Source organism: Chryseobacterium antibioticum, from assembly GCF_012927325.1.
Lineage (GTDB): Bacteria > Bacteroidota > Bacteroidia > Flavobacteriales > Weeksellaceae > Chryseobacterium > Chryseobacterium antibioticum.
In genome coordinates, this window is record NZ_JABBGI010000009.1 from 61,810 (window position 1) to 85,376 (window position 23,567).

Here is a 23,567-nt window from a genome sequence, read left to right on the forward strand (position 1 = left end):
GCAGAGCGTAATGCTCTGCCTTTTTAAACAATTAAAAAACATAAAATGAGTTTAGAAATATTAAACAATCCTTTATTAGGAAATCCTGTGAGTTCCTTTTTTAAAAACGAGGAACCAAAATTTCCCAGCTCTTCAGTCCTTGCTTCGCCTCCTGAACTTAAACAACTTACAGCAAGACAGATTGCCAATACATATTATAATGGTAAACCTACATTGGAAGGCAACAATTTTCAAATTTATTCGGATGAGCCGGTATTCGGAGGAAGCATAGAGGAAGTAGTTGTCTATAAAAGCAGGTTTAGCCAAATGATCGGAGGAATTGATGTTGTTCTTTTTGCGAGTAAAAACGGAGCATTTCTTCTTCAGCGTTATATGGAAGCGCTGCCAAGCAGTAAACAGTTGATCCTTTTTCTGGAAATTAATGATGAATATAATTACAGTACCGTAATGCGTGTTGTAGCAGGAGCATATCTTACGAAAAATCAAGATAAATCATTTGACGACATACTTACTTTTACAAGAAAGCATGAAGTTAGCGTTCCTCCAAAGGCACTTGAAGATCTTATAAAAAATGGGATATATAGAAACAAAGTTAGTTTCATTAGCTGGTTTCTGGGGCTGAAAGACGCCAGTGTAGGACAAATATTTACCTTTTTTAAGCAGGAAATATTAGAAGGAGCTGCAAGCTTTTTTATTGAAGGTATTGCAGATAACATTACTAAGTTGAGAATTTCAGAAAATGGATGGAATCCACATATGAAAGAAGGGGAATACAATCCTGCTTTTATCCCTGCTACACTTTATGAAGAGCTTAAAAAGTTTTATGAACATGAAGACTCCGGTAATCCATACGAAAATTTGGAAGGCCAAAAGAAGATCAATTCTAAAATAGTTAAAACCCTATTTGAGAGAATAAGCGGAGTTAAGGCGGATTTTAATAATCTTTTGAGTAATGCAGAGAATTTCTTTCCTGCTTTTATCTTTAAAAAAATAAAACAATCTTTAAACCTGTTTTTTGGACAGATAGATAAAATAGAGCAATTTCTTGTTGATCCTATCACGGGAATGCAGCATATAATCTATAGAAGCCACCAGATAGTCAATGCTTTTCTTTGTGGAATTTACAACAGTCTGATTGATATTGTTGCCGGGATTTTTTCCATCATCGGTTTTATTTTTAAAGCTGTGGCTGCAATGGATAAAGTAAATGACCGTAAAGTTGAATATGGTGAGATGTTTCTTGAGCTGATGGAAGATCTGATGGAAGGGATGATCAGGTTTGACTATACAGAGTTTTTTAAGCAGTGCATTACATTTCAGATAAGAACAGTTATCCGTCTTGTGAAGTGGGTTGATACAAAAGTGTCTCAGCTTACCTTAGAAAAAGCAGCATATTATTATGGTTATATCATTGGAATTATCATAGATCTTATTGTTGAAACCCTCCTCACTGGCGGGGCAGCAGCTGTAGCAAAGCTAGCCAGAACAGTAGAAAGCTTTATCCTGAATCCTTTGGAAAAAATATCAAAAGCGATTACACAGGCAGGAAATTTTATGACAAGGATTATGGAGTTTATCAGTATGATCCTTCGTGAATTTAAAAAGGGGACAAAAGAAATTTTTGCTAAATTGGAGAAAATTTTAGACGAAGTTTTTGGTTTTGGAGATGAAGTTGCCGATCATGCTTTGACTCCTGCGGAGAGAAGGGTGAAGGAGAATCAGCGGAAGATTCAGGAAAAGTTGGCAAGAAAAAAAAATGGAGGCTTTCTTCCTGGTGATGATGAAGAAATTTTCAGGAAGGCCCAAAAAGGTTCTGGAGGAGGAGAAAGGTATAGGAGGAGTACTTTAAGACAAATTGCAAAAGAAATCGAAAAAAGATATTCTGATATTGGATTAAAAGTTGAAATTGTTACCAAAAGTAGTCATCCAGAAAGATATAGAAGATGGACCAATTATCCAAACGATATTTTGGCAAGTTGTAGAACACATGAAATCCCTCCTATAATGTTTCTTAGAGCTGATGCAACTGAACTTACCATACAGCACGAAATGTGGCATATGGATGATTTTAAAAAATTTGGTTTTGAAGCATTTCATAGTATACCAAATTGGAGATTAGAAGAACTGGTCTGGGAAAGAGTTTGGAAACAAAAATACCGTTGGACAAAACAGGAATTAATTGATTCATATAAGTATTACAGAGATGAATGTTTAAGACAAGGAGCTGAGCCAAAAATTATAGACGAATTAGAACAATTATTAAAATAGAAAACTATGAATTTAACAGAAGAAGAGGCATTAGCTTTGGGGATAAAAGTAATGTCTGATATAAATTTTAATTATGATAATAATGTTAAAGTTGATGCTAGATATTTAGAAAAAGGAAAATATTATGACTTTAATTGCTGGCTGTTGAGTTTTCCATATGGTTTTGAGGATTTTGATAGATATATTTATGGAAATTTAATGATTGATGATGATACTGGAGTAGTTAAAAAAAGTATATCTATACGCAATGGTTCTATCACTATTGACTACAATGAAGAAAAAGATAAATATTTTATTATAGAAAAAAGACCATAAACTTCAATTTCTTATTATTAACGTGTAAGTTTAAAAAAGAGAATGAAAGAAGCTTGTAGAAGATTTCCCTTGGGAGGAATTTCAACGGAAGAGAATTTTATTTTAGTTTATGAAAAACTATCCGTTTTTCGAACTTTTCCTCTTTTGTCTCTGAGCAAGCCTTGAGGAATTCTTTAGATTAAATTTAAAAATTATTCTTGATAATTTAAACCGCTTCTTCTGAGGCGGTTTTTCTTTTTAAACTAGAAAAATTTTAGATGTTCAACAGTACCAAACCAGCGTGAAACCCACGCTGGTTTTTTATTTTCCAAAAATAAATAGTGAAATTTTATTCACATGAAATCAATCAGTTACATAAAAATTATTCCTTTTTTTCAGAATTCCACGCAAGATTTTCTAAAAAACGGATTTTATAGATGAGTACTCAATACAATTAATGTTTAATGTTAAAAAAATAATGAAATGAAGAATTTAATAGTACTTAAGGTGATTACCGCCGTTTTGATCATATCCATCATCTTCTCCCTGTTCTCATGCATGAATGAGGACAGGATAGAAGTACCACCGGTAAAGCTGGAAGATGTGAACGGAAATTATAAAGGAAGGCTGATCACGATGCAGGGAGAGTTTAGGGCTGAGAAAATTGTAGACTTTAAAATAAAAAAAGATACCCTTACATTTCCGGAGTTTCCCATCAAAGAAATTGTAATGGCAGTGGTGAAAGACCCTGTAAAAACACAGAATGCTTTGGCAGCAATGGGAAAAGTGAAATATAATCTCCAATATACATCAGTATTAAATGCAGATAAAAATTGGGTAGAACTCACTTTTGTCCCAAAAGAACTGGAACTGCAGATCCCTGTAGACGGAGTAAATAAAAAAACAGTGGTTACACTGGTGGCAAAACAGAAAGGATACTTTGCAGGATTAGACCATACGCTGAGATTTGCGCTGGCAGCAGAAAAGATTACAGTAGACGGTACGGTTCTAAGTCCTTTCGAAATTATTTATTATAATTTCCCCTACTGTATAAAGAATTAATTGATAGATAATAGAACAATAGATTGTGTTTTGCCCGGATGCAGTCTATTTTTGCTTTAAAATTTTAACCGGTCACATTAAACCGGATCTCATTCATGGAAGAAAACAAAGAGCAGATTTTGATAAGACGCCTTCTCACGAAGGAAGAAGCTGCCTGGAAAGAACTTTTCGGAACCTATTCCGGAAACCTTGCCGGAGTCTGCGCTCGTTATATTCCGGGAAAAGATGACGTTCACGATGTTCTTCAGAACAGCTTTATCAAAATGTTCCGGTCCATAGAAACATTTGAATACCGGGGCAGCGGCTCCTTGAAAGCCTGGTTGATCAGGATCACAGTCAATGAAGCTTTAAAACATATAAAACAGCATTCCGGGATGACAACAGATATGGATTTGGCCGAATTTCCTGATATCCCCAATGATGAAGAACCTGATCTTGAGGAAATTCCACAGGCTGCTATTATGAAACTCATACAGTCGCTTCCTGATGGGTACCGGACAGTTTTTAACCTGTTTGTATTTGAGAAAAAAAGTCACAAAGAGATTGCCGGACTTTTAGGAATAGCAGAGAACTCTTCCGCCTCTCAGTTTCACAGGGCAAAAGGATTGCTGGTTCAGAAAATTAAAGAATTTAAAATGTCAAAAAAAGCACAATATGAATAATCAGTGGCTCAATGACCTGCACAGGAAAATGGAAGACCACGAAGAGGATATTCCGGATGGGGTGTGGGAAGATATTAAAGATGAACTTTTTTCTGAAGAAGAAGAAAAGGGAATTGCCGGAGCTATGATGCTGGGAACTGATGATGATAAAAAAGATATAACCCGTCCTGCCAACGGTAGAAGGTCCATATTATACCATGTAGGAGGAATTGCTGCAGCTCTTGCTATCCTGTTCTTTACCGGAAAGCTACTGCTGGAAATGAATGGAGAGAAAATAGGTTCACATATCGCAAAAAAGTCTGAAAATGCAGGTGATCGCAATGAGAAAGGAAGAAAAATCACCGAACCTGTAAGCATTGATACAAGGGATAAGATCAACACCGATGCTAATGAAAAATATAGCGGTGTAGGAAATAGAGTCCCAGATAAAATTAGCATTGATAAAGTTTTACAAAATAGGATTAATAAAGAAATCAATCGAACCAACCTTTTATTGGAATCAATAGGAAGACAAGAAATTTTAGCTCCTTTAACGGCAGGAAATCTGCCTGACCACAGTTCTTCTTCTGGTAATGAAAATTCAGTGTTAAAAGAGCAAAAAGAAGTTGAAGAAATTTTTAATCAAACTGAAAACGAGCTCCATGAAAAGCTGGCTGATACCAACCAACCTAAAATTCCCGGCCATCAGCAAAAAAAATGGATGCTGAGCATGCTTACAGGAAATGTTTCCTCAAATTCTTCCGAACAGAAGTTTCCGGGTTATGCTTCAATGAGTGGAAGCCCGATGGCTTTTAGTGACGTATGGATATCCGGTACAGAAAACGATCCCCTTACAAACTTATTGTTAGCCAATCAGAGCAAAGAAGTTGAAGCCAGAATCAGACATAAAATTCCTGTCACCATTGGATTATCCATGTATTATAATCTCGGAAAAAGATGGGGAATTGGCACAGGCGTCAACTATACAAAACTTACATCAGAATTGCACTCAGGAAGCAATTCGAACTATATAAAAGGAGAACAAAGTGTCCATTATATAGGAATTCCCGTACAGGTAAATTATAAAGTAATTCAGAAAGGACGTTTTACAGGATATGTGACTGGTGGAGTCGTGGTAGAAAAAGCAGTGACAGGAAAGCTGAAGACAAAATATATTGTCAATGATGAGGTCCAGGAAACCCAGGAAGAACGTATTGATGTCAAACCTGTGCAGTTCTCCGTCAACTCGGCCGTTGGGCTGCAGGTAAAAATTATCGATAAGCTCGGAATTTATGCAGAACCGGGAATAGGATACCACTTCAAGAATGACGGTCAGCTCAATACTATTTATAAAGAAAAACCTTTAAACTTTAATATGAAGTTCGGGATCAGGGTGTTGCTGGATTGACAGCCCTAAAAAAGACTAAACCAAACCATTAAATATTTAAATATGAAAACCAAACTGATTTTTTTGGCTTTATTATTCATGACTATTCTGAATATAAAAGCACAGTGTAATCCAACCATTACCAGCCCTAGGCTTGGTGTAAAATTTCCCGACAAGGTTGTGTTCTGTAATACCGAGACGGAGACCCTTTCCACCCAGGCATTCGGAAGTTACCAATGGTACAAACAGGAATGGACCTGGCAGACCCCGAATACCAATCCTTGGACCGCAATTCCCGGGGCAACCTCACAAACGCTGACCATCAACGGGAATGATGACCAGCTTTATTACTTCAAAGTTCAGGTCATAGACGGTGACTGTACGGCAGAAAGTTCCGCTATTATGGCCGATGGATTTGCTTATGCACTTCCTGCGATGATGAGCACTTTTACCCCCGGAACTTATCAGGATCTGGGAGAAGGAGAATATAACGTCTGTGCAGGAGCATCTGTAAAATTTGATGATGTATTTCCGGATCTTTATGGCAACCATACCTGGTATAAATGTATTCCTGGCAGTTTGCCTCCTTCAGTGGATCCATGCGAAATTAGCGGGGCAAACGGAGATACTTATATCGCAACAGGTTCAGGAGTATATGGATTTTATGCCTGCACCGAATACTGTCCCGATCAGTGTGAATTTTTAGGAGATGGAAGCTTTGTCAAACTGAATTTCGGAAACTTTGAATTCTGTAGTCTGGCAACAGACGAAACAAAACGTAAGGAATCCAGTCTGAAAATATATCCCAATCCTACCTCACAGTTTCTTTATATTGGGAAAGAATCTGATAAAACCTACAAAGAGATTTCCATTATCGATATGTCCGGAAAAGTAGTCCTGCAAAAGAGCGGTCACCACTTTAATGAGCCTATTGATGTGAGCCTACTGGTCATAGGAAATTATATCATCCTGTCCAAAGACTCTGAAGGAAATTCTTACAAGAATAAATTCATAAAAAAGTAAATAGATACATCCTTAGTTAGTTTTTTTTAATCCTGATAAGCCGGTATAGAGACAGTCTGTACCGGTTTGTCTTTTTTAGGTATATTTTTTTTAAAATCGATTCAGAAGTAGAATTCTGTTAATTTGAAGACTGATTTTTTGAAATAATATATTATTTATTTTTACAAAAACACACAGATCATGTTAGTTAAAATTTATGGAAGTGCCATCCATGGAGTTGCGGCACAGACCATTACCATTGAGGTAAATGTAGACACGGGTGGAGTAGGCTATCACCTGGTTGGGCTTCCCGATAATGCCATCAAAGAAAGCAGTTACAGGATATCCGCTGCATTGAAGAATGTTGGCTACAAAATTCCGGGTAAGAAAATCACCATTAATATGGCCCCAGCAGATCTTCGGAAGGAAGGGGCGGCTTATGACCTCAGTATTGCTATAGGTATTCTCGCTGCTTCAGATCAGATCCTTGCCGAAAATATTCATGACTATGTTATTATGGGGGAGCTTTCTCTTGATGGAAGTTTACAGCCTATAAAAGGAGTGTTGCCTATTGCTATTCAGGCGAGGGAAGAAGGTTTTAAAGGAATTATACTCCCTATGCAGAATACCCGTGAAGCGGCCATTGTAGATAGTCTGGAAGTCTACGGTATAGAAAATATTAAAGAAGTCATTGATTTTTTTAACGAAGGAAAACCCATCGAAAGAGTCGTACTGGATACAAGAAAAGAATTTCAGGAAAAAATGAATGACTTTCCATTTGATTTTTCTGAAGTTAAAGGTCAGGAAACAGCCAAAAGAGCAATGGAAATAGCTGCTGCCGGCGGACACAATATTATCCTGATTGGTCCTCCGGGAAGTGGGAAAACAATGCTTGCCAAAAGAATTCCCGGTATTCTACCTCCTTTAACCTTAAAAGAAGCTCTGGAAACCACAAAGATCCATTCTGTAGCCGGTAAAATGGGAGCAGAAACTTCCCTCATGACCGTTCGCCCATTTAGATCGCCCCACCATACCATTTCAGATGTTGCATTGGTAGGTGGTGGAAGTTATCCCCAACCCGGAGAAATCTCTCTTGCCCACAACGGTGTTTTGTTTCTGGATGAAATGCCCGAGTTTAAGAGAACGGTTTTAGAAGTCATGAGACAGCCTCTTGAAGACCGTGAAGTCACAATTTCCCGAGCCCGATTTACCGTAAACTATCCTGCAAGCTTCATGTTGGTAGCCTCTATGAATCCCAGCCCGAGTGGTTTTTTTCCGGACGATCCGGGGAATACCTCATCCGTTTATGAAATGCAGCGTTATATGAGTAAACTTTCGGGTCCTTTGCTAGACAGGATCGATATTCATATTGAAGTACAGAAAGTGGAATTCGAACAGTTAACCGAAAAAAGGAAAGGGGAGAAGAGTGTAGAGATCAGAGAACGTGTACTGAAGGCACGCAGTATTCAGAATGATAGATACAAAAACCTTGCAATCAGTTATAATGCACAAATGGGGCCTAAAGAAATCGAAGCATTCTGCAGCCTCGATGAAGTATCATTTAACCTTATCAAACAGGCTATGGAGAAGCTGAATCTTTCTGCCAGAGCATATGACCGTATCCTGAAAGTAGCAAGAACAGCAGCCGATCTCGAAGGATCTGTACCTATACTTTCCCAGCATATTTCGGAAGCCATACAGTACAGAAGTTTAGACCGTGGGTTTTGGAATGTATAATTCAGAAACACTCAGTATCTTGGCAGAAAATTTTAAATTCTTCTTATTTGATATGGTATAATAGGCTGGATTCAGTTTTGTTTAATTTTGATTTTAAGCCAATTAAATGTTTCATATCTGTTTATGCCGATAAACACGGGTGTTGTGGTTTTAATTCTCTTTTTCGGGATAAAATTCACTGTATTTCATCTTTTGTATAAAATATTATGTTAAATTTGATTACTAGATTTTAGAAAATATTATTATGAAAGAACAATTAATGAACAGCACTTAGGGATGCCGTTGGTTCAATGTTATTGAAGAATTAATCAAATTCTTTGCCGGTTGAGTTGTTATAGACTGTTTTTAAGCATGTCTACTGTTCTGTGCTACATATACAGATCATATATGTTACCCTAATCATCAACCAAAATAAAAACTAATATGCCAAATACCCAATCAACGCCAACGGGGCAGTCCGCTGGTGCTCCGGTTCTTTTATCTTCTGAAGACCGTGAAAAACTTCTCAACGATTTCAACAAAACAAGCTGGGATTATCCAAAAGAAGAAACACTGGTTTCTCTTTTCAAAAAACAGGTTTCCCTTTTTCCTGACAATACAGCTGCGGTCTATCAGGACAGGCAGATCACCTATCAGGACCTTGATCAGAAAAGTACTCAACTTGCTAATGTGCTGACATCGAAAGGAGTTAAAGAAGGAATGTACGTTCCTGTATGGCTTGATCGTTCATTAGAATGGCTTGTTGCTATTATTGCCATTCTAAAAACGGGAGCAGCCTACGTTCCTATTGATCCTACCTATCCCGTAAAGCGGGTAGAATACATTATTATAGACACCTCTGCGGAAATCATTCTTACAGATAGCTACAGGGGAAATGTATTGGCAGAAACTAATAAAACAGAAATTATTGATCTGGAGAAGATGAAAAGTCTGTTGCATTTATCTGTTGAGCAGCCGGAAATTACCCTTCACCAGGATATGTTAGCCTATACGATTTATACCTCGGGTTCTACAGGAAACCCCAAAGGAGTTATGGTTTCCCATCAAAGTATCCAGCATTTGGTAACCTGGCACAATCAGTATTTTCATGTTGATCATACGTCACGCCTTACTCTGGTTGCTGGATTGGCATTTGATATCTCCGTTTGGGAAGTGTGGTCGGCACTTACTGCCGGGGCCGTGATTTTTATCGCTGATAATGAAGAAAGGATGGAAACTTCAGAATTAGTCAATTATTACCGTAAAAACCGGATTACGCATGGGTTTGTTCCTACTGTTCTTGTCCCGGCTGTGGTTGCTGAAACCAGAAATTATACTGATCTTGAACTCAAATATCTTTTTACGGGTGGGGAAAAATTAAAACCCGTACTGACCAGCGAATTAACCTATGAATTGATTGATTATTACGGTCCTACGGAATGTACGGTATATGCTACTTTCAGAAAGGTTAAAGAGGTGAACGGACAGTATATATCATCAATTGGAAAACCGGTTGCCAATGCACAGGCCTACGTTTTAGGAGAAAATAAGGAATTACTGCCCGTTGGAGCTATTGGAGAACTGTACATCGGAGGAAGCATTCTTGCCAAAGGCTATCTTAATAATGAAGACCTTACCGCATCAAAATTTATTGGTAGCCCATTCAGAGAAAACGAGAAACTGTACAGAACCGGGGACCTTGCCCGTTGGAAAGCAGACGGGGATATTGAATTTTTAGGAAGAATAGATAACCAGGTGAAGATTCGTGGATTTCGGGTGGAATTAGGAGAAATAGAAGGGATTCTTGCCCGATTGGAGGGGATACAAGAGGCTGCCGTTATTACAAAAGATCATGCAGGAAGCAATAAATATATTGTCGCTTTTATAGTGCCGAAATCCGGAAAAAAAGTAGATGCCGCATGGGTAAGACAACAGCTGAAGGAAGAATTACCGGGGTATATGATCCCTGCCCAGATCATCAGTATAGATAAAATACCATTAACCGGCAACGGAAAAACAGACACCCATTTGCTAAAGACACTTGCCGATAAAGAAGCGAAAGAAACTATTTCTACGGAACCTCCTACCAATGAAACAGAGAGAATTATCGCAGACATCTGGGCGGAAGAATTAGAGCTTCCTGTGATTAATATTACAGATAACTTCTTTGATATTGGGGGGAATTCCCTTCTTGTAGCTATAGTTGCCACCGCGCTGAATTCCAGATTTGATACTAAAGTCTATATGCGGGATCTATATCAGTTTCCGGTACTTAAACAACTCGCCGATGAATTGATCATCAGAGCGAAAGAAACAGAAACACATAATACGATTCCAGAAGAAGATGTAGAGCCTTATGTTGCCCTTCAACAGGATGTCTATCTTGCTCCGGGAACAGTTTTTGCCGGCGGCTTCGATCCTAAACAATTGGAAAACCCCAGGACCCTGTTGTTGACTGGAGTGACCGGGTTTGTAGGAATTCATCTGCTTCAGGAACTTTTGGATACTACTGAGGCTGATATTTACTGTCTGGTCCGGGCTCAGGATGAATTTCATGCGGTGGAGAAAATAGACGGATGTTTTAAACAGTACCATATTGCAAGGAAAGAAGAGCAGAAACCAAGGATCATTCCGGTAATAGGGGATTTGTCCCTTCCGTTATTGGGACTTTCTGAAGAACTTTTCAAAAGCCTTGCAGGGATGCTGGATCTTATTTATCACTCCGGAAGTTCTGTAAATTTTATTGAACCCTATTCTTATATGAAAGCTCCCAATGTGGAAGGATTAAGAGAAATTATAAAGCTTGCCGGGGCCGAAAAAACCAAATGCCTTGCGCTTCTGTCTACGATTTCTGTGTATAGCTGGGGACATGTATTTACAGGTAAAACAGTAATGATGGAAAATGATGATATCGCACAGAACTTAATGTCTGTCAGTAAGGACATCGGATATGTTAGAAGTAAATGGGTTATGGAAGCCGTTGCTGATCTTGCTGCTAAAGAAGGTCTTCCCCTGATCACCTACCGTCTAGGCTATGCCATGTGTCATAGTGAGACGGGAGCCAGTGCTCCCTATCAGTGGTGGTCCGGTTTGGTTAAAAACTGTGTTGAATTTAAATCCTATCCTTTATTAACAGAATTAAGGGAAGGGCTGATCACGGTAGATTATATGACTAAAGCCATGGCACATATCACAAAAAATAAAGAAGCGGTAGGGAAGAAGTTCAATCTCATCGCAAGACCGGAAACCAATCTTACTCTTGAAGATTTCTTTGGTTTATTGAAGAAATATTATCCGTTTGCCTTTGAAGGACTTCCCTATAAAGAGTGGAGAAAACAATGGGAAGATGACAGAAAAAACCGGCTGTACCCGCTGACCAGCCTTTTTAAGGATAATATGCATGAAGGACTTTCCACCGTGGAACTGTATCAGAATACCTATGTTTGGGATTGCTCGAATGTTATTCAGTTTCTTGAAAACTCGGGGATTGAGGAACCTACATTTGATAAGCAGATGCTGGATTCTTATTTGAAATATCTGGGAATTCCAATATCATAATTTCAATTTCAATTATTGAATATAGGGCCGGAAAAGAAAGGTTTTCGGCCTTTTTATTCTTTTAATAAAATAACACGTCGAGTTCTGTCGCTGTGCCGGACGATATTTGCTTCAGGACGAAAAGTGAATAAGATCTTCGTTTTGAAATTAACCAACAAAAAATATTTTTATGAGTTTTCAATGTATTGTAAAAAACACGATGGCAGAGATGAGAAATCTGTCAACAGCAGAAATCGCTGATCTACAAAACGGCATTTATAAAGGAGTTTGCCTTTTAGGATATTATGAGAAAAGAGATACTCCAAGTCCCATTATTTATCATTTGTCTGCTACACCAGGCACGGATGATGGAGGAAGCATTATTGAAACAGGAGGCATCAAGCTGGAACATAATTTTGCTCACGATCTGGATGTCAGATACTTTGGGGTGAAAGGAAATGGAACGTACAATGATACGTCGTTTGTTTTGCCTTATTTTAATTACGTTAATGTCAATAATCTGTTTTGGGTTATTCCGGGCGGGTTTAAAGTTGTTGTAAAACAGCCCTTTGAGATTAAAACCAGCGGAAGATGTGACGGGAAATTTATTCTTACAAATGTGAATGGGGATGTAGCTATAACGATTGCCCGTCGTTTCGCTGGTGAAGCTATTAATACTGCCAATTGGTATCAAGAAATGTTAAGAGGTACTTTAGATGTAGGCTTTATTAACGAAGGTTTCGCAAATCTACATTTTTATTCTACAGAGATCTTAATTGAGCGTGATGGTGTTCCCGGTGATCCCTATACGAAAAGAGAATTTGTAAGAAGTAACGGTGGAAAATTGACTACCCCTTTAGTTTGTACTTATAAGGATAAAACGAAACTTACAGTTACTAAATATATCTTAGAAGATTCTATTACCATTGACAACTTGAATATTGAAACAGCTGGAAATCTAAATACGAATAGATATTTGTTAGTAAGTAGAGATAATGTAACACTTAATTATCCCCAGGTTATTAATAAGATCAGTAAGGCGGGGGATCCAAATAATGTAGGTGTAGGTGGAACGGCTTTGGAAATAAATACATGTGCTGATATTATAGTAAATTGTCCTTTTGTTAAAGGGTTTAAGAGAGATGGTGTAGGCTATGGTATCGCAAACTATGAATCAATAGGCGTTGTCATTAATGATGGGAATGTAATAGAATGCAGGCATGGATATACCGGCAGAAACAGTGTGGATGTAACCATCAACAGAGGCGTTTGGGAAGAAGGCATAGATGACCATTGGACGGATCGTTTTACGGCAAATGAACCGATATTAAAAACAGGATTAGAGCTTGCAGCATTTCAATTTGCTGGGAATGATATCACGCTCAATTCACCGAGAGTAGACGGTAAGGCGAGACTTTTTTTTGGTATCAGGGCGGATACCCCTAGTTTAGGTGGGATAGTGAATATAAATAATCCAATATTTAATACATATTCGGTAAAGGATATTTATATGTTTGCTCTTACCTCCCCGGGTGGCATAGTTACACCACCTGCATTTACCACTAGGCCAATTTTTCCCGAAAGAGTAAATATTATAAGTCCAATAATTAATACGGATGCTACTGAAATTTATTGTTATAATTTAGGAGCAATTAATACAGAATATACCAATGTTAAACATTTGAAGATAACAGATACTATACTGACAGCAAAACCTGAATCCTCATATATTGCTGCACTTATTATAAAAGATAGTGTAAATCAAAAAGATTATAATACTACAGTAGAAATTGAAGGTAGATTGACAACTAATGTAACCAATACCATAAGTGCATATGTACATTCAAGGAACAATAATGATTATAATAATAGAGCAGATATATTTTTAACAAATTGTTTTGGATATAAGAAGTTTCGCTTTAGTGGAATGAGTGTGAAAAATGTTATTGTAGAGAGTGGAGAGATGAATAATTTTGAAAATGATAATTCGACCGCGGAATTAAATATCAGCAATATCCAGTTTAAAAACGTAGAATGGAAAGGTGGAAGCATTGACAAACTGAGCCATGCTCTATTTCAAAACTGTGTTTTTACAGGGAATTATGTATTTCCTTCGGCTAACAGTGTGTCTTTGGTTAATAATGTAAAATATGCTGGTATTTCAGGACTGCCAGTCAATATTGTCAACAGTATGAATCCTCCGTTTGCATAAAAAAATTATCAAACTGTATAATTCAAAATAAATCAAAGAGTTCAGGAAATCCTGAGCTCTTTTTATACTCCTTTCTTCCCCTCCAGAATCATTTCACCATTTTGTTTTATAACGGCTGTGAAGTCTATGGGTTTCATGATGAAATATTTATAGTCCAAAAATAAAAAAACCGTGAACCTAAATTCACGGTTTTAAAAAATAGATCAGAAAAGATTATTTTTTGCTTTTTGTTTTCTTAGGCAGTTGAGTTGTTCCTGAATTTTTAGTCTTTGTATCAGGAGGTGTGTTTTCTCCTCTTACAAGCTTTAATTCGTCGATCAGTCTTCTTGCTCCGGCATATTTGTCAATAGTCCAAAGAACGAAACGTACATCTACGTTGATCGTTTTCTGCCAGTCCTGTTCAAATACGATATCACCACTTAATGCTTCGCTGTTTCCATCGAACGCAATACCGATAAGGTTTCCGTCTCCGTCAATTACCGGAGAGCCAGAGTTACCACCCGTAATATCATTGTTAGAAAGGAAGTTAACAGGCATATATCCTGCAGCATCAGCATACTGTCCGAAATCTTTAAGGTTATAAAGGTCGATCACTCTCTGTGGAAGATCGAATTCTTCGTCACCTTTCTTGTATTTTCCTACAAGACCTGTCATGTCAGTATAATAGTTATCAGTAACACCGAAGTAGTTTCTGTCATTTCTAACCGGAAGTTTATCTACAGTTCCGTATGTTAATCTCATGGTAGAGTTAGCATCCGGATAGAATTTCTTCTCAGGCATAGCTTTCATTAATCCAGCTAAGAATAAACGGTTGTTTTTGTTGAAGTTGTCATCCACTTTCGCATATTTCTCCATGCTCATTTTTTGGTCTGCAACGATTCCGTTGGCAATTTTCCAAAGTGGGTCAGCATCTAGCTTCAATGCATCCGGGTTCAGTAAGAAATTCGTAGCAGAAGTCTTATTCGCGAAAATTGAAGAATAAGCTACGTTTGAAAGCGTTTTAGAATCTAATCCTAAAATAGTAGCAGAAGCCACTTCCTTATTAGTTACCCTCGTCTGGTAAAGACCAGTCATAGAAGCAAGCATTTCACCTTCCAGAGATGGATTGAAGTTTTCATAAGCAGCTTTAAGAGCAGCTTCAGTTTTAGCCTTCATGGCTAATCTTCCTTGCATGTCCTGAGCAGAATAAGCTTTCAGCACAGATCCTACCTGTAAAGCAAGGGTAATATACTTTGCATTTCTTGAGAACTGTGAAGCATAATTTCTTTCAACATTTCTCTCAGAAACCTGCTTGTAATAAGCTTCAATATCTTCTAAAATACCGTCATAAGCTGTGTTACCTGGCATTGCAGACCATTTTCTGTAGGTATCTTCAATTTTTTGTTTGTCAGAGATCGTTCCGTTTTTGTCTACAGCATCGATAGTTCCCTGTCTGTTTTTCCAGTAGTTGGCTACAGAAGCATATTGAGACGCATAGTTAAGCTGAGTCGCTTTGTCTTTGTTCATATACTTTTTCATAACATCCATAGCCAGTTTTGAAGCTTCTACCCAGGCCGGATAGTCTTTGTTCACCATCTGCTGGATACCGTAAGAAGTAAGGTAACGGTTGGTTCTACCAGGATATCCTAAGATCATAGAGAAATCTCCAGGTTTGATTCCTTTAAGAGAAACCGGAAGGAAGTGCTTAGGTTTCAATGGAACATTGCTTGGAGCAAATTCTGCAGGGTTTCCTGCTGCATCTCCATATACTCTGAATACGGTGAAGTCGGCAGTATGTCTTGGCCATTCCCAGTTGTCTGTATCACCTCCGAATTTACCTAATGATGAAGGGGGTGCCCCTACCAATCTGATGTCTTTGTAATCTTGGTATACGAAATAGTAAAATTCATTTCCGTTAAAGAAATCTTTTACCACTACCGTATATTTTCCGTTTTCAGAGTTTTCAGTCTGGATTGCTTTAGTTTCAGCATCAATAACTGCTTTTCTCTCTGCTCCGGTCATATTGTTGTTTAGCTTAGAATTGATTCTCTGCGAAGCATCATCCATTCTAACCAAAAATCTTACATAAAGATCTTTTGCATTAAATTCATCCTTCTGCTTCATAGCCCAGAATCCGTTCTTCAGATAATCTTTTTCCGGAGTAGAAGCGGCAGCAACAGCACCGTAACCGCAGTGGTGGTTCGTGAAAATAAGTCCTTTGTCAGAAACAATTTCCCCGGTACAGAAACCTCCGAAGCTTACGATAGCATCTTTTAAGCTTGAATTGTTGACCGAATAAATTTCTTCAGGTGTCAAATGCAGTCCTTCTTTTTGCATGTCGACCCCGTTAAGTCTTTTGATGAGCATTAACAGCCACATCCCCTCATCCGCCCTCATCTGAGCAAAGCCCAATAAGAAAGTGAACAGTAGAAATAGTCTTTTCATTTTATAAAATAATTTTTGTGTCGCTAATTTACTAATTTTTACGATATTCTGTCCCGGAATGGTATGAAAATGGAAGGATAATCCTTATGAAAAGAATACTCACATCATTTTTTGCTGTTTTGCTATTAGGAGCAGTTGTCAGCTGCTCTTCAGTTCCGGAAAAAAATCCGAACCTCCAAAGACAGTGGATGCTCATTTCCTTTGGGAATTTCTCCAAACAAGAACTGATTAAAAATAAAGCAGAGGTCAATCTGACAGGTGCAATGGAGAAAGGAAGAATAAAAGGTGGAGCCAGTATGGGATGCAATAATATCTTCTTTACTTCTGAATTTAAAAGCGGGGGAAAAGTGAAAATATCCGGAGTAGGAAGTACATTGAAAGCTTGCCAGAATATGGAACTGGAAACCGCTTTCAGTCAAAAATTTGATAAAATGACCAACTATTCCATCGAAGGGCATTTCCTTACTTTATCTGATGATAATGGGAATTCTATGAAATTTGTTGCAGCAGACTGGGATTAGGTCCTTTTAATAGACTTGAAATAAAACCTATAGAGCTTACAATTGTTAAGCAATCCTATTTAAAAATACAAAAAGTCCGCGTTGAGCGGACTTTCTTTTGAAATCTGTTTGGTTATCAGTTTTTTGGAATCGTTTTCTTTATTTCTTCTAAGGTCGCTGTATTGGGCAGACCTACGACGTTGTTATTTGTGTTCCTAGAATTCGTTGTAGTAGATCGGGAAGCCTGTCTGTTGGGAATAGAGGCCTTTATTTCCTCGATACTTGCCGTATTGGGCAGCAATTTTCCTGAATTATTAGTTGAACTGGAAGCCGGAGTTTTGGTGTCCTGTTTTTTCACCTCAAGACCTTGATCTGAAGCCAAAGCAGTTGCCGTCTGTTTCCGGGGAGCATTTTCCTGAGCCGCTTTTGTCGCCTGAGCTTCATGTTCTCTGAGTTGTTTTACAACTTGTGCCTGATCCTCAGGTTCCTGAGCTTTTTTATTTTCCTGAGCATAAATACTAATGCTTAATGCTAAAAATGCAATGATATATAGTGATTTCATGATAGTTTATTTAATGTTTACCAATACTTGGATTTTGTCTGTTTCATTCTGATTGTAATCCTGAAGCGCTTTTCCGATCACTTGTCCTATTTTTACTTTTTTAGGATTCGCTTTCATGGCAGTTCCTGATTGTGATGAGGTTACCAAAAGGTCTCCTCTTTTAATCTTACCACCTTCCAGACATACTTTGGTAGGGATAACACCGATCACTCCCATAGGAACTTTGCCGGAAATATCAGAATCTATATGCTCCTCGGTAAGCAGTACTCCCGGTTTGGTAGCATATACTCCCGCTACAAGGGTTGAATAGGGTTTTGAAGATCTTTCGACTGTTCGGTCCGAATCTGTGGAGATCACAAGAATGTCTCCGGTTTCATATTCAGAAATGTTTCCCTCTACATCAAAGACTTCTGCCACATCGGCTCCGCTACTCTGCGTACCTCCGTTAAAAAAGCCGCGTCCTGTTGCATCTATTCTCGCAACATTTACAGTCCCCGGATTGCCGGATTTAAATACAGCTAGTGACCCGCTGCTGTGGGTTTCTACTGTAAGGGCCGGATTAGTATTGGCTGTATTAAAATTAACGAATCTTGCCGCTCTACCGTTACTGAAATTAGGGGTCCATGCAAAAATTGCATTTCCAGTTCCGTCGGCAGTAGTTTCTATACCATCGCCGCTATTTGAAGCGTTGGCTGTTATACCGTTACCGTTACCATCAGCAATAGCAATAAGGGCTGGACCGTTTCCAGATGGGTTACTGGCATGGAATAACCCGGCAAATCCACCGGTTCCTGAAGAAATACCATAGATTCCAGCGGTCCCAAAGTTGGAAAATTGTGAATTTACTTCTCCTTTTACAGCGGGAGAAGTACCTAATACCCTGTCAACCTTAAAATTTCCGGCTGTACCGTTACCTACTGTGGTGACTGTGATAACATCACTGGTATTGGTGTCATTAAAGATGTTGAATTTTCCGGCACGTCCTGTTGCAAAGGTAGGAACCCATGCATACAAAGCGTTTCCTGCACCGTCGATATTGGTTTCTACACCGTTTCCATCTTTACCCGCGTTAGCGGTGATGGCATTTCCATTTCCATCGGTTAAAGCAATTAATGCAGCTCCGTTTCCGGATGGATTGGATGCAAAGAATAATCCTGCACGTCCTCCTGTCCCTGACGAAACCCCAAAAATACCTGCAGCACCAAAGTTTCCGAAAATGGTATTCACTTCACCTCTTACTGCAGCTCCTACACTGTTTGTATTATTCACAAGAAATGATGATGCATTACCTTGTGTATTATCAGGAATATTCCCTGCACCGTTGGTTTCCACTTCAAAAGCATTTCTGTCATTATTGGAATTTAAGTTTTGAAATCTTCCTGCACGTCCTTTTCCACTATTAAGGCCAACCTGTCCGAAAACCCCTACCGAAGTTCCCGTAGTATTCGTGGATACAAAACCTCTTACACCGTAACCTCCACCATCGTTTCTGCCCACTACAGCTCCGGCAATATCACTGGTTGTTCTCCCGACGACTGCTTCACCGGCTCCGTTGTTATCTCCTATGATACCTGCGGAGGTTTGTGCGCTGGTAATACCCTGTACTGCGAAACCGTTTCCTGTTGAGCTAAGGACTCCGGTTCCACTTCCTGATGAGGAAACGTTGATGACCGTTCCGTTTCCAAGGGTATTGGCATTAAGAACATTGCTGTTGTTGGCATTGTTTAAGATAGATAAACTTGCTGCGATACCACTAGTACTGGTAGCAGTAAGACCTGTTCCTGTATTACTGTTGGCAAAAACTCCTGTTCCGGCACCAGATGAATTCCCATAAACACCAAGACCGGCAGGGGTAACTCCATAAACACCCCATCCGGTTCCGGCCTGGCTTCCCCAAATACCTATTCCGAGTCCTCCGGTTCCGTTATTGATCCCGCGAATCCCACTAGAGAATCCTCCTGGTGCTACATTGCTTACAATTCCACGTACAGAGGCAATGCTTGAGCTGGTTGTATTGTTAACCCCCTCCAAAGATGTTCCATCCCCATCATTGACCAATGAGAATAGAGTTGATGCATTATTTACTGTATTGGTATAAGGAATCGCAAAAGTTCCACCCGTTCCCCCTGCAGATTTAGCGTACATGGCATAAGGGACACTTAACAATTGACTCGTTCCCGCTATGGTGTAGTTAGTACCACCAGCAGGGTCGGTTTCCGTTTTTAAATAATAGCTTCCTGAAGGCCAGTTAATGGTAGAAAATGTTCCGGAAAGTACCGTTCCTGTTCCTATTTCCATGCTGATAAGTCCGTTGGCGTTCGTACTTCCGGTCAATCGTTCTGAGTAAACCAGTGTTCCCACAGGAGAGCCCTGTAATACGCTTACTTTGACAGCAATGCTTTGATTGGTTAAGAGCTGGCCGGTGCCATTTCTCATCACTGCCTGGTAGCTCATTTTTTCCGGAGCCTGTGCGTGTCCTATAAATAGACCAAGCATGATCCCCAGCGTTAGTAATATTTTTTTCATGGCGTTATTTTTTTATAACTTTAAATGTTTTTAGGTTTTCTCCATTCTGATTAATCCTTAGGATGTAAGCCGCAGAAGGAAGAGAGGAAAGATCGAGTTCAGACTTTGACTGTGATATCACGCCTTTTTTTATGAGTTTACCCTGAGCGTCAAATAGTTGGCATTCTGATCCTTTGTATGGTGCAGAAGTAAAATCTATGTACAGATAATCTCTGACAGGGTTGGGGTAGAGTAAAATGCCTTCTTGCTTTGATACGGTTTCACTGGCAGAAAGTGTCGTGATTTCGTAGGCCTGTTGTACGCCTTCCAATATTTGGGAGCTTGCTCCCTTGTATAGATAAGTTGTTTGGCCGACACTGTAAGAAACCGAGCCGTTGCTTCCTGATGCATTTGTTCCTGTTGCCAGAACTGTCGACTGGGCGTTCAGAATACTGACGGAAAAGGTGAACAGAATGAGAAAGAAGCAGTGAATAGATGTTCTTTTCATGTAAAATAGTTTTGTGGTTATTAATGGGTTATGCAAGTTTTCAAAAGAAAATTTGTGAACACTAAATTACCACATATCCCAACCGGATCGGAGGAAAATAGACTAACGGTTAAAAAAATCGACCAACAGCATTTTATCGCCAAAATGTTGGTACTCAATAATTTTCAGGGATCAAGGAAAGATAAGCTCTCTTTGTAGGTTCTGCCTATGGGAAGCTTGATTTGATGAATGAGTTCTATCTCATGACTGTTTTTTCCGCGGATAAAATGACGCGGTACGGCATAGCTGCGGTGTATCCTTACGAAGGAGTCGAAGAAGCTTTTATGGAGGAGGTTTCCGAGGGAATCAAGGATGCAGTGTTTCTTATCATGGGTAACGAGGCGGGTATAATCTTTTAGAGCTTCAAGATAAAGAATGTCGGTAAGTTTGATCTGGGAAATATGGCCGCCTTCTTTTATTTTAATACAGTTTTCCCCAAGAAGAGCATCAAAACAATCACATTTTTCTTTCATTTCGAAAAAATTAAAGACTTTCTGCATCGAGTAGTGGAAGCGTTCAGTTTTAAAAGGTTTGGTGATAAAATCCAGGGCATCCATTTCAAAAGCTTCTGCTGCCAGTTCCAGATGGGAACTTACAAAGATGCAGGCCGGAATCTTGTGAGCCAGTTTTCTGAATTCCAAACCGCTCATGCCATCGAGCTTAGTTTCACAAATCAGAAGGTCAATCGGGAATTCAAGATAGGGGAATGCTTTTTCCGCCGAATTAAAAGACGCAACAATCTCTATATTATCATATTGTCTCATGTGATGCTGAAGAACCAGTCTGTCCAGTTCATCATCATCAATGATCATACATTTAATGTGGGCAATCATGATCTGCGTGTTAGTTTTTTATAAGATTTATAATTTTTAATGTTTATGGATTAGAAATCTGCTTCATAAAGTTATTCATTTTTCATAGAATAAAATGACTATAACCTTAAATTAACATTAAAATATAAGAGAATTAAAAAATGATTTTGTTTTTTTTAATGAAAAATGGTAACTTGTAAAAATCATAAACATAGAAAGAAATTAATGCTAGATAAGAAAGAACATAATTACGAGAAAGCCATTTTGGTGGGGGTTATTACCCAAAATCAGGATGAAGATAAGCTTACGGAATATATGGATGAATTGGAGTTTTTGGCCTTCACAGCAGGTGCAACGGTTCAAAAACGTTTTACACAAAAGTTAACTCAGCCGGATTCCAAAACTTTTATTGGAAGTGGAAAAGCACAGGAAATCAAAGAATATGTAAAGGAAAACGAGATCGGAACCATTATTTTTGATGACGAATTATCCCCTTCACAGCTTAAAAACCTTGAAAAAGAAATTGAAGTAAAAATTCTGGACAGAACCAATCTTATCCTTGATATTTTTGCACAAAGGGCACAGACCTCTTATGCGAGAACTCAGGTAGAATTGGCTCAATATCAATACCTTTTGCCTCGTCTGACAAGAATGTGGACTCACCTGGAGCGTCAGAAAGGGGGAATCGGGATGAGAGGTCCCGGAGAAACGGAGATTGAAACCGACAGACGTATCATTCGCGATAGAATTACCCTGTTAAAAGATAAACTGAAAACCATCGACAAGCAAATGGCTACCCAGCGTAATAACCGTGGAAAAGTAGTGCGTGCTGCTTTGGTAGGGTATACCAACGTAGGGAAATCTACGCTGATGAATGCGCTTTCCAAGTCTGACGTTTTCGCAGAGAACAAATTATTTGCGACGCTGGATACTACGGTAAGAAAAGTGGTGATTGGAAATTTACCGTTCTTGCTTACAGATACGGTGGGATTCATCAGAAAACTTCCGACACAGCTTGTAGAATCTTTTAAATCTACTTTGGACGAGGTGCGTGAGGCAGATCTCCTTATTCATGTAGTGGATATTTCTCATGAAAGCTTTGAAGATCAGGTGGAATCTGTTAATAATACTTTAATGGAGATCAATGCTCATCAAAAACCGATGATCATGGTTTTCAATAAAATTGATGATTTCAGCTACGACAAAAAAGATGAAGATGATCTTACACCGTCCACAAAAAAGAATATTTCTCTGGAGGAATGGACGAAAACATGGATGGGTAAATCTAAATATCCTACTGTTTTCATTTCTGCTTTAACGAAAGAAAACTTCCCCGAAATGAAGAAAATGATCTATGATGAGGTGATGAAGATTCATATCTCCAGATTCCCATACAATGATTTCCTTTTTGAATATTTCGACAACGACGAGGAAGACGAAAACAACGATTAATGAAATATCACTTTTTCCTGTTATTGGCTCTGTTTTCAGTTTTTGGATTCAGCCAGAAGTCAAAGATTGATTTAAAAGACATTGAAAAAAGTCTCAAAAAACCAGATTCTCCCTACAATTATGAGAAGCTGATTTTTAAATACAAAGGATATCCAAAATCCCTGGACAGCATTGAAGCCCAGTATCTTTACTATGGCAGAAATTTCAGGGATGATAAAGTTTCGACACTTGACGACAGTTTCAAGAGTCTGGCGGACGCTTTTAAAGAAAGTAATTTTGAAGAATGTATCAAGCAAGGGAAAGTTCTTTATGATAAAGATCCTACCAACCTGGATATTCTGCTTATACTTCTCAGGGCTTACGACTCACAGAAGGACGGGACCAATTTTATGCATCACCTGAACCAATTCCGTTTGCTTACCGAATCGATAAGGAACTCAGGAGACGGAGCCTCTGAAAAAACAGCCTATCTGGTGAATTCTGTAGGGGATGAATACATCCTTCTGAATATCCTGAATATTGGAAAAGAGTATACCAGAGGATCCAAGGTCACTAAAGACGGAATGTTTGATATCTGGGAAAAAGACGGACGTAAACTATATATTAAAATACTTTATTTAAACCTATAAAAATTAATTAAAAAAGA

17 protein-coding genes are annotated in these 23,567 nt (G+C 38.6%); 12 read left to right on the plus strand and 5 right to left on the minus strand.

What is annotated here, in order from left to right:
* Window positions 1-45 precede the first annotated feature (45 nt).
* From HHL23_RS08480 to HHL23_RS08520, 9 genes are all read left to right on the plus strand, one after another.
* On the plus strand, window positions 46-2,268 hold the full coding sequence (locus HHL23_RS08480) for a zincin-like metallopeptidase toxin domain-containing protein (protein ID WP_169234381.1): 2,223 nt from the start codon (window positions 46-48) through the stop codon (window positions 2,266-2,268).
* A 6-nt stretch (window positions 2,269-2,274) separates the two neighbouring features.
* Window positions 2,275-2,583, plus strand: coding sequence for a hypothetical protein (locus HHL23_RS08485; protein ID WP_169234382.1), 309 nt, complete (start codon window positions 2,275-2,277; stop codon window positions 2,581-2,583).
* 462 nt (window positions 2,584-3,045) lie between these two features.
* A complete protein-coding gene (locus HHL23_RS08490) occupies window positions 3,046-3,624 on the plus strand; it encodes a DUF4840 domain-containing protein (RefSeq protein ID WP_169234383.1) in 579 nt (192 codons plus the stop codon).
* Window positions 3,625-3,719: 95 nt separating this feature from the next.
* A complete protein-coding gene (locus HHL23_RS08495) occupies window positions 3,720-4,286 on the plus strand; it encodes an RNA polymerase sigma factor (RefSeq protein WP_169234384.1) in 567 nt (188 codons plus the stop codon).
* On the plus strand, window positions 4,279-5,673 hold the full coding sequence (locus HHL23_RS08500) for an outer membrane beta-barrel protein (RefSeq protein WP_169234385.1): 1,395 nt from the start codon (window positions 4,279-4,281) through the stop codon (window positions 5,671-5,673). The genes HHL23_RS08495 and HHL23_RS08500 overlap by 8 nt, the downstream gene beginning before the upstream one ends.
* Before the next feature lie 42 nt (window positions 5,674-5,715).
* Complete coding sequence (locus tag HHL23_RS08505) at window positions 5,716-6,675, plus strand: T9SS type A sorting domain-containing protein (RefSeq protein WP_169234386.1); 960 nt, start codon at window positions 5,716-5,718, stop codon at window positions 6,673-6,675.
* A gap of 180 nt (window positions 6,676-6,855) precedes the next feature.
* On the plus strand, window positions 6,856-8,391 hold the full coding sequence (locus HHL23_RS08510; protein WP_169234387.1) for a YifB family Mg chelatase-like AAA ATPase: 1,536 nt from the start codon (window positions 6,856-6,858) through the stop codon (window positions 8,389-8,391).
* 423 nt (window positions 8,392-8,814) lie between these two features.
* Entirely contained in the window at window positions 8,815-11,928 is a 3,114-nt protein-coding gene (locus HHL23_RS08515; protein ID WP_169234388.1) for a non-ribosomal peptide synthetase family protein, read from the plus strand.
* 169 nt (window positions 11,929-12,097) lie between these two features.
* Window positions 12,098-14,119: a hypothetical protein gene (locus HHL23_RS08520; protein ID WP_169234389.1), complete on the plus strand. Its 2,022-nt coding sequence runs from the start codon at window positions 12,098-12,100 to the stop codon at window positions 14,117-14,119.
* A gap of 213 nt (window positions 14,120-14,332) precedes the next feature.
* Here HHL23_RS08520 and HHL23_RS08525 read toward each other — a convergent pair whose 3' ends face one another.
* Window positions 14,333-16,543 carry a S46 family peptidase gene (locus HHL23_RS08525; protein WP_169234390.1) on the minus strand — a complete coding sequence of 737 codons (2,211 nt, stop codon included), beginning with the start codon at window positions 16,541-16,543 and terminating at the stop codon, window positions 14,333-14,335.
* Between the two features lie 86 nt (window positions 16,544-16,629).
* Between HHL23_RS08525 and HHL23_RS08530 the strand changes: the two genes are divergently transcribed.
* The gene (locus tag HHL23_RS08530) at window positions 16,630-17,064 is read left to right on the plus strand and encodes an META domain-containing protein (RefSeq protein WP_169234391.1); all 435 of its coding nucleotides are present in this window, start codon (window positions 16,630-16,632) and stop codon (window positions 17,062-17,064) included.
* A 115-nt stretch (window positions 17,065-17,179) separates the two neighbouring features.
* On the opposite strand, the gene HHL23_RS08535 is transcribed toward HHL23_RS08530, so the two are convergent.
* From HHL23_RS08535 to HHL23_RS08550, 4 genes are all read right to left on the minus strand, one after another.
* Window positions 17,180-17,605, minus strand: a complete 426-nt coding sequence (locus tag HHL23_RS08535; RefSeq protein WP_169234392.1) for a hypothetical protein — start codon at window positions 17,603-17,605, stop codon at window positions 17,180-17,182.
* Between the two features lie 6 nt (window positions 17,606-17,611).
* Window positions 17,612-20,131, minus strand: a complete 2,520-nt coding sequence (locus HHL23_RS08540; protein ID WP_169234393.1) for a beta strand repeat-containing protein — start codon at window positions 20,129-20,131, stop codon at window positions 17,612-17,614.
* Window positions 20,132-20,135: 4 nt separating this feature from the next.
* Window positions 20,136-20,618 carry a T9SS type A sorting domain-containing protein gene (locus tag HHL23_RS08545; RefSeq protein WP_169234394.1) on the minus strand — a complete coding sequence of 161 codons (483 nt, stop codon included), beginning with the start codon at window positions 20,616-20,618 and terminating at the stop codon, window positions 20,136-20,138.
* 164 nt (window positions 20,619-20,782) lie between these two features.
* On the minus strand, window positions 20,783-21,490 hold the full coding sequence (locus tag HHL23_RS08550; RefSeq protein ID WP_169234395.1) for a LytR/AlgR family response regulator transcription factor: 708 nt from the start codon (window positions 21,488-21,490) through the stop codon (window positions 20,783-20,785).
* A 204-nt stretch (window positions 21,491-21,694) separates the two neighbouring features.
* Here HHL23_RS08550 and hflX point away from each other — a divergent pair, with 204 nt between their 5' ends.
* Both hflX and HHL23_RS08560 read left to right on the plus strand, forming a co-directional pair.
* A complete protein-coding gene (gene hflX / locus HHL23_RS08555; RefSeq protein WP_169234396.1) occupies window positions 21,695-22,921 on the plus strand; it encodes a GTPase HflX in 1,227 nt (408 codons plus the stop codon).
* Window positions 22,921-23,550: a DUF4919 domain-containing protein gene (locus HHL23_RS08560; RefSeq protein WP_169234397.1), complete on the plus strand. Its 630-nt coding sequence runs from the start codon at window positions 22,921-22,923 to the stop codon at window positions 23,548-23,550. The genes hflX and HHL23_RS08560 overlap by 1 nt, the downstream gene beginning before the upstream one ends.
* The last annotated feature ends 17 nt before the right edge of the window (window positions 23,551-23,567 follow it).

Bases quoted from the DNA above. Each gene is read 5' to 3' on its own strand.
- HHL23_RS08545 (WP_169234394.1), bottom strand. From the start codon at position 20,618: ATGAAAAGAACATCTATTCACTGCTTCTTTCTCATTCTGTTCACCTTT.
- HHL23_RS08495 (WP_169234384.1), top strand. From the start codon at position 3,720: ATGGAAGAAAACAAAGAGCAGATTTTGATAAGACGCCTTCTCACGAAG.
- HHL23_RS08525 (WP_169234390.1), bottom strand. From the start codon at position 16,543: ATGAAAAGACTATTTCTACTGTTCACTTTCTTATTGGGCTTTGCTCAG.
- HHL23_RS08535 (WP_169234392.1), bottom strand. From the start codon at position 17,605: ATGAAATCACTATATATCATTGCATTTTTAGCATTAAGCATTAGTATT.
- HHL23_RS08520 (WP_169234389.1), top strand. From the start codon at position 12,098: ATGAGTTTTCAATGTATTGTAAAAAACACGATGGCAGAGATGAGAAAT.
- hflX (WP_169234396.1), top strand. From the start codon at position 21,695: ATGCTAGATAAGAAAGAACATAATTACGAGAAAGCCATTTTGGTGGGG.
- HHL23_RS08550 (WP_169234395.1), bottom strand. From the start codon at position 21,490: ATGATTGCCCACATTAAATGTATGATCATTGATGATGATGAACTGGAC.
- HHL23_RS08500 (WP_169234385.1), top strand. From the start codon at position 4,279: ATGAATAATCAGTGGCTCAATGACCTGCACAGGAAAATGGAAGACCAC.
- HHL23_RS08515 (WP_169234388.1), top strand. From the start codon at position 8,815: ATGCCAAATACCCAATCAACGCCAACGGGGCAGTCCGCTGGTGCTCCG.
- HHL23_RS08510 (WP_169234387.1), top strand. From the start codon at position 6,856: ATGTTAGTTAAAATTTATGGAAGTGCCATCCATGGAGTTGCGGCACAG.
- HHL23_RS08560 (WP_169234397.1), top strand. From the start codon at position 22,921: ATGAAATATCACTTTTTCCTGTTATTGGCTCTGTTTTCAGTTTTTGGA.
- HHL23_RS08480 (WP_169234381.1), top strand. From the start codon at position 46: ATGAGTTTAGAAATATTAAACAATCCTTTATTAGGAAATCCTGTGAGT.
- HHL23_RS08485 (WP_169234382.1), top strand. From the start codon at position 2,275: ATGAATTTAACAGAAGAAGAGGCATTAGCTTTGGGGATAAAAGTAATG.
- HHL23_RS08490 (WP_169234383.1), top strand. From the start codon at position 3,046: ATGAAGAATTTAATAGTACTTAAGGTGATTACCGCCGTTTTGATCATA.
- HHL23_RS08530 (WP_169234391.1), top strand. From the start codon at position 16,630: ATGAAAAGAATACTCACATCATTTTTTGCTGTTTTGCTATTAGGAGCA.
- HHL23_RS08505 (WP_169234386.1), top strand. From the start codon at position 5,716: ATGAAAACCAAACTGATTTTTTTGGCTTTATTATTCATGACTATTCTG.
- HHL23_RS08540 (WP_169234393.1), bottom strand. From the start codon at position 20,131: ATGAAAAAAATATTACTAACGCTGGGGATCATGCTTGGTCTATTTATA.